This is a genomic window from Microbacterium sp. 18062 (assembly GCF_902706225.1).
In the GTDB taxonomy this organism is placed as follows: Bacteria; Actinomycetota; Actinomycetes; order Actinomycetales; family Microbacteriaceae; genus Microbacterium.
In genome coordinates this window covers 1-566 of the sequence record NZ_CACSKB010000182.1, presented here as the reverse complement: position 1 = coordinate 566, position 566 = coordinate 1, and the positions used below count along the sequence as shown (strand labels likewise).

The window sequence follows — 566 nt, the reverse complement described above, 5'->3', positions numbered from 1 at the left end:
TCCTCGTCGTGCGCACCGACCAGCAGCGACACGAGGTCGTCCTGCGGAGCGGCACGCTTGCGCGCGATCAGCCCTTCGAAGTAAGACTGTGCCCCGGCGCTGGCGGCGTCTGCCGCGGCGAGCTGGGCATCGCTGGCACGCGGACTCAGGCCCTCCAGGATGGAGCCGATACCGGTGGCGATGCCCGACATGTCGTCCACCGGCATGCCGAACAGCCTTGCGAAGCCCAGCATGGAGACGGCCAGGGAGAATTCGCGGTGCAGATCCACGGCTTCTCCGCGCTCCAGGGCAGGGGCCATGCGGTCCAGCCGTTCCGCGACGGTGCGGGCGATGTCCGGGCGCAGCGCGTCGATCTGGCGCAGGGTGAAATCGCGTGAGATCAGCCGGCGCAGGCGGGTGTGCGTCGGTGGCTCCTTCATCGCCAGGGTGGATGCCAGCAGCTGGAGCGACAGGCTGGTCGCTGCCCGCGGAAAGTAGCGGGCCAGCTCACCCGGCGCCGGGCCGCGGAACGCGTCGCCGGTGGCCTTGAGCACCCAGTAGATGTCCGCATGGCGGCTCACCAGGAA

Annotated in this window: 1 pseudogene; it reads right to left on the bottom strand. The window is 70.0% G+C overall.

Annotation, left to right across the window (positions count from 1 at the left end):
- Positions 1-566, bottom strand: a pseudogene (locus tag GVL03_RS19265) (cytochrome P450); the annotation flags it as partial.